7 protein-coding genes are annotated in these 6,063 nt (G+C 37.0%); 4 read left to right on the top strand and 3 right to left on the bottom strand.

The genetic code is table 11. The features are described 5' to 3' along the window. Positions 1 to 279 precede the first annotated feature (279 nt). Both xerA and AB1721_00830 read left to right on the top strand, forming a co-directional pair. On the top strand, positions 280 to 1,095 hold the full coding sequence (xerA, locus tag AB1721_00835; GenBank protein ID MEW5805263.1) for a site-specific tyrosine recombinase/integron integrase: 816 nt from the start codon (positions 280 to 282) through the stop codon (positions 1,093 to 1,095). Positions 1,096 to 1,166: 71 nt separating this feature from the next. Then, positions 1,167 to 2,600, top strand: coding sequence for a hypothetical protein (locus AB1721_00830; GenBank protein MEW5805262.1), 1,434 nt, complete (start codon positions 1,167 to 1,169; stop codon positions 2,598 to 2,600). A 17-nt stretch (positions 2,601 to 2,617) separates the two neighbouring features. Here the strand turns inward: AB1721_00830 and AB1721_00825 are convergent, their stop codons facing one another. Next, positions 2,618 to 4,198: a tRNA uridine(34) 5-carboxymethylaminomethyl modification radical SAM/GNAT enzyme Elp3 gene (locus tag AB1721_00825; protein ID MEW5805261.1), complete on the bottom strand. Its 1,581-nt coding sequence runs from the start codon at positions 4,196 to 4,198 to the stop codon at positions 2,618 to 2,620. Between AB1721_00825 and AB1721_00820 the strand changes: the two genes are divergently transcribed. Continuing rightward, positions 4,199 to 4,900, top strand: a complete 702-nt coding sequence (locus AB1721_00820) for a methyltransferase domain-containing protein (protein ID MEW5805260.1) — start codon at positions 4,199 to 4,201, stop codon at positions 4,898 to 4,900. 70 nt (positions 4,901 to 4,970) lie between these two features. Continuing rightward, complete coding sequence (locus tag AB1721_00815) at positions 4,971 to 5,099, top strand: hypothetical protein (protein MEW5805259.1); 129 nt, start codon at positions 4,971 to 4,973, stop codon at positions 5,097 to 5,099. A gap of 217 nt (positions 5,100 to 5,316) precedes the next feature. On the opposite strand, the gene AB1721_00810 is transcribed toward AB1721_00815, so the two are convergent. Both AB1721_00810 and AB1721_00805 read right to left on the bottom strand, forming a co-directional pair. After that, a complete protein-coding gene (locus tag AB1721_00810) occupies positions 5,317 to 5,586 on the bottom strand; it encodes an acylphosphatase (protein MEW5805258.1) in 270 nt (89 codons plus the stop codon). 161 nt (positions 5,587 to 5,747) lie between these two features. Next, positions 5,748 to 6,032, bottom strand: coding sequence for a DUF3850 domain-containing protein (locus AB1721_00805; GenBank protein ID MEW5805257.1), 285 nt, complete (start codon positions 6,030 to 6,032; stop codon positions 5,748 to 5,750). Positions 6,033 to 6,063 lie beyond the last annotated feature (31 nt).

The following is a 6,063-nucleotide window of genomic DNA, read 5'->3' as shown; positions in this document are numbered from 1 at the left end:
TCCGATTTAGTTTTTTCGGGATAACTCCCGCCCATTTCTGGTGTTTTCATAATGTTGTTAGTTAATTATTAAACTGACTAAAATTATATCACAAGTTATGTTCAACCTGAAATAAATTGCCAAAAAAAATCTTAAAAAATAATAAAGAAATTTCTGGCTATTTCACATAACTCGTTATTAGGCGAACTTTAATGTTGATAAAATAACTATCTTGTATGTTATGCGAATTGATGATATTATTTACCAACAATAACTTTATTATACTAAAAATCTTCCCTTATGCAAACAATTTTAGATAAAACAAAAACAGAATTACAATTGCGTAATTATAGTCCGAAAACGGCTGAAAGTTATTTGCGTTATATAAAAGAATACTTAATTTTTGTAAAGAAACAAAAATTTGATTCAAGAGATGAGGCTATCCGAACGTTTCTTTTTGTGAAACAAAAGAAAAAACAATCGCCACAAACTATAAACTTGGCGTTAAATTCTGTAAAGTTTTTATATAGAGAAATACTAAAATCGCCAAAGAAGATAGATTTGAAATTTGCCAAACGAAGTAAAAAACTCCCTATTGTTCTCTCGAGAGAAGAGATTAAAAAAATTATTGAATCAATCAGAAACCCGAAGCATAAATTGCTAATTTCTTTGGCTTACGGCGCCGGCTTGAGAATTAGCGAGGCTGTTAATTTAAAAGTAAAAGATGTCAATTTAGAAGAACTAACCATCCACCTCAAAAACGCTAAAAGTAAAAAAGACAGAATTACTATTTGCCCGGAGAAAATTAAAATCGATCTTCTGAACTTAATCACTGGTAAAAATCTAAATGATTATGTTTTTGAAAGCGAACGAGGCGGGAAACTGTCCGAGCGAACAGCTCAAAAAATTTTTAAAAACGCAGCGGAAAAAGCCAAGATTAAAAAAGACGCCACTTTTCATTCATTGCGCCACAGTTTTGCCACGCATTTACTAGAAAATGGCGTTGATGTAAGACACGTTCAGGAACTTTTGGGGCATTCAAACATAAGAACAACGCAAATATACACTCAAGTAACCAATCCAAAACTTAAGAACATCAAAAGCCCGTTAGAATAAACAAATAGGCAATTGCCGGTTTCTGCTTTTCATTTTCAAGCGAAACTCTCCTTATTCTGCTAAAATAAACTATGACCCTTAAACAAAGGCAGCGACTGCTTGTTTTGCTTGGCTTGGTTTTTGCCATTGCCGCGCCAATTATCATCCTCTTTTCTCAAGGGTATTTGTTTGATTTCAAAAAGTTTAAATTCGTCCAAGCTGGCGGCATCTTTATTAAATCCCTGCCTGAAGAAGCCTTAATTATCATCAAGCCCGAATCCGGTTTAAAAGAAAAACGAATCATCGCCAAAAAACCGGTTTTAATCTCCTCCGGCACTTTAATCAAAAACCTTCTGCCCCAGAATTATCAGATTGAGGTCAGCCCCTTAAATAACCAAAATCTGATCTGGCAAAAACAGATGATAGTTGAACCTTTAATTGCCAGCAAAGCGACCAGAATCGTTTTCCCGATTATCAATCCAGAGATTAAAACCCAAACTTTAGCCACCTCAACCATTCAGCTGATTGCCCAACCGGAGAACAATCTGAAAACGATTTTCTTTGCTGACTCTGAAAAACAAATCTGGAGCTATTCCCCAGAGAACAAAGAGCCAAAGCTCTGGCTTGACCTAAAAACTATTGCCAGTTTGTCAGCCCAAGAAAAAATCAGCCGCATCAGCCCGTCGGCAAACGGAAAAAATCTTTTAGTGGAAACATCAACGGAAAAACTGATAATTCTGGAAAACCAAACGCTTTTAGGCTCAAGCTATTTCCAGGTTTTTCTAAAAAACACCAAAACCAAATTAAATCAATTAAATCTGGTTTGGGATAAAAACAATGATGATGGCTTGATTGCCTTAAGTTCGCCAGCGGCGTATTTTTTCAATCTTAAAACCGGTGAATACTGGCAGATTACCTCGGGAGAAATCATTGGCTTGAGTCCTGGCTATTATTTAGCAGAAGACAGAACCGTTTACCCGCTTGACCAACTGGATAAAGAAAAGAAAATTTTAACTATCAGCAAAGAATTAACCCTCGATGGCTTTTATCAGATTTATCCGCTAAAAAACAATTCGTTTTTGTTTTGGGAAAAATCCGGCCCAATAATCCTGATTCAACCGGATAAAGACAATCCCGGGCTTAATTCAGAAAAAGTTATCTCAAAAAAAGCCGATCTCTTAATTATCAACAACGACCAAACCAAAATCGCTTTTTCTGAAAGCAGAAAATTATTCGTTTATTTTTTGGATAATGTTTTTGATGACCTGCTTTACCAAACCGATGAGCTTTTGTTTTTAAAAGAACTAAGTCAGGAACCGGAAGCGCTTTATTTTGCCAACCATAACTGGCATTTAATCTCTGCGGCAAAAGATTCCTTAACTATAACCGAGATAGACAAACGAGAACCAATCAACAGCTATAAAATTGAGTTAGCTGGTTTAAAAAAACCGCTGTTTTTTGAGAACAATGTTTTTTACTGGCTGGATGAAAAAAACATCTTCGGTTCAGGCAAAATCTTGCCTTAATTAATCAGAAAGTTTTATTAAAAATTCTTCACCAGATAGGTTTGGTTTAAACGATAGCCAAGTTTACGAAAATACTCTCTGGCGCCAATACCGGCAATCACGCTGATTCTATTTAGACCAAATTCTTTTTGGCAGATTTTTTCCGCTTCAGCAATCAGTTTCTTGCCTAAACCCCGGTGCTGGGGCGAAAGCTTTATTGCCCCAATCCCGGTTGCCTGGCCAACTGTTTGAACTTCTCTAATCACCGCTGAATCCTCTAAGGCTGGCAAAAAATGCTTTTTGTTTGAAAAAACTTGGGACGGAATTCTTAATCTTAAAAAACTAAAAAGCTTGGTTCTTGGCTTGTTCTCAAAACTTAAAAATATTTCCTTGCCGCCTGAACCCGAATAGTCTTGCCGGAACAGATAGGCTTTTTCTTTGGGATTATAATCTTTGCCGACTTCGCGGCATCGGACGCACTGGCACTGCCAGCCTTCTTTTTTCATTTCTTGATGAATCACCTGCCTTAGATTGGAGATTTTACCGCCAGCAACAATGTATTCTGCCGGAATATCCCGAATGATCCGCTGGATCCTAACATAAGCCGGAATCCTTTTTTTTATCTTTTTAATCAAGTTTTTTAATTGTCTATCAGAATAGGCTTGATGCTCGCCCTTTTTCCAAGATTCATATAAACGCGCTTCTTTTAAAACCAAACAAGGATAGATCTTCAGATAATCCGGCTGGAAATCGGGATTAGAAAAAAGCTCTTTAAACATCTGCTCGTCTTTTTTTAAATCTGAACCCATTAGGTTAGGCATCATCTGATAACAGATTTTAAATCCAGCATCTTTTAAAAGTTTGGTTGCCTTAATCGTCGCCCCAACCAGATGGCCGCGATTGTTTTTTATCAAAACCTCGTCATAAATGCTCTGAACCCCTAACTCCACTCGGGTAATGCCTAATTTTCTCAACCGTTTCACTTCCTGCTGGTTGATAAAATCTGGCCGGGTCTCTATTGAAATGCCGATAATTCTTTGTTTAGCTTTTTCATTAAATTTTTGCGCCTGAGCTAAAGACCGGCTGGTTTTCTGATTGGCGGCGTCAAAACAGCGCTTGACAAACCAAGTCTGGTATCGGGCCGGATAAAAGCTCCAAGTGCCGCCAATAATTCTTAAATCAATTTTGTCTGTCGAGTGGCCTTCGCTTGCCAAAGTTTGAATCCGATATTCGGTTTGCTGAAAGGGATCAAAACCAAGTTTAACTGCTCGGTCCACTGCCGGCTCTTTAGGCAGATAGCTTTTGGGCAGATCAGCGACAAACGGACAATAAACGCATTTACCCGGGCACTGGAACGGTTTGGTTAAAACCGAAACATTAACAATCCCGGACAAAGACCGAACTGGCCGCTTTTTCAAGATTTTCTCTATTGTTTCTGATTTTTTCAGCTTTTTTTGCCAAACTAATCTATGATATGCTTTAAACAGCTGGATGTTGCTCGGAATCTCAATCTGGTATTTTTTTGCTGATTGATTTTTAAACTTAGCCAGGTCTTGACTGGTTTTAAACTGGTTAGCTCTTTCAGCCAGCTCTAAAACAATTTTTTCAAAAACTTTCATATGAATAAAGACTACGCCCAATTCCTTTTGGGTAAAACTAAAAAAGATTATAACTTAATTAGCCAACAATTTGCCAGCACCAGGCAAATTGTCCAGAGGGACATTATTGAGTTGGCTGATTTGGTTAATTCCGGAGACAAAGTTTTAGATTCTGGCTGCGGCTCGGGCAGATTATACCAAGTTTTAAAAAATAAAAACATTGATTATATTGGGACTGATGTTTCTGATGCTTTGATAAGAATCGCCCGAACCCAACACTCCGGGGCAAGATTTTTAATTGCTGACAGTTTAAACCTGCCTTTTAAGCCAGATTCCTTTGACAAAGTTTTTTCTGTCGCGGTTCTTCACCATATTCCCTCTAAAGAACTGCGATTAAGATATTTAACCGAAGCTTATCGAGTTTTAATGCCTGGGGGCTTATTGATTTTAAGAGTTTGGAATCTCTGGCAAGCAAAAAAAGCTGGCTGGAAAAAAATTCTCAAATACACGGTCTTGAAATTTCTTGGCAAAACTCGGTTAGATTGGCTGGATATCTTTGCCCCCTGGAAAAATCCTGAAGGGAAGATTGTGGCTGAACTTTATTTTCATTGCTTTACTAAAAATGAACTGAAAAAATTAACTGAACAAGCTGGATTTAAGATTAAAAAACTCTGGCAGGAAAAATCAAATATTCCTAATCTTTATTTAATCGCAAAAAAATAAACTAAAGGAGAACTGTTCTCCTTTATTGGCTTAATCTTTAGTGAATTGCGGAAAAATAAAAACCCTGCCAATGGCAGAGTTTTCTAGCTTGCCCCTAAGGGCAAGCAAATGGTACCCAAGTCGGGCACGGCTGCCCGACCTGGACGTACAGCTCCGCGATCAGCGGAGCGAACAAGATCAAGGCGATCACAATTATTAAGCAGATAACCCCCATTATAACTGCGTATTCAACGGCCGATTGGCCGTTTTGTTTTTTAATGGCCTTTTTCATTTTTTCTCCTTTCTCTCTGACTGATTAAGGCCAAACTAACCAGAGATAAAAAATTTCCTCTTCTCAGAGGATATTTATATTATACCACAGATTTAGATAAATATCAATGTTAGACGGTAAAGGAGAACAGTTCTCCTTTATTGGCTTATTTGATCTGGAATTCAGAAAAGTTTTTTATCCCAGCTTCTTTAATCTCTATTTTCTCTACTTTTGCTAAAATTGGACCGGTTCGGCACTGTTCAAGAAATTTTTTTAAATTTTCCGGTTCGCCTTCTGCTTCAGTATAAACCGAACCATCAGATAAATTCATTGCCAAGCCAGAAATATTCAGTTTATCTGCTTGTTCAAGCAAAAAATACCTGAAACCAACTCCCTGAACCCGGCCAAAAATTTTAATCTGGTAAAGTTTTTTCATCCTTTTAATTAAAAAACGCTTATTCTTACAAAACCGCCATTCCCTCATCACAGCCTACGACTATCTTGTCAATCATTAAGATAGTCGTATCTTAAATTTCCAAACTACTACAAACAAGAGTTGTTTTTTATTCCAAAAAAGATTTTATACTTGGCGCTGTTTTAAATCTGAATTATATAAAAGCCGTTTTTCTCGATTTCTTGTTTTTGGCCAAACTGATCAAGGTCAAACTTATAAACAAATTTAGCCTTTCGCCTAATTTTCCTGCCGGAATAAGATTTGGTTTTTGGGTTATACTCTTCCAAAACCAAAGTGTCGTTGGCTTTAATCTTAAAATCAGCTAATCTTAACTCAAATTTTTTCTTGCCCCGTTTAATAAGATTAAACTCTTTGGGCCAAGTTTTCTTCTTGATTATTGCTATATATAATTTAAAGATAACCTCCACAAAGGAGAACTGTTCTCCTTTGCCTATGCTA

This window comes from Patescibacteria group bacterium (genome assembly GCA_040753135.1).
GTDB lineage: Bacteria > Patescibacteriota > Minisyncoccia > UBA6257 > Brennerbacteraceae > JBFMGR01.
This window is presented reverse-complemented; position numbering and strand designations above follow the sequence as displayed.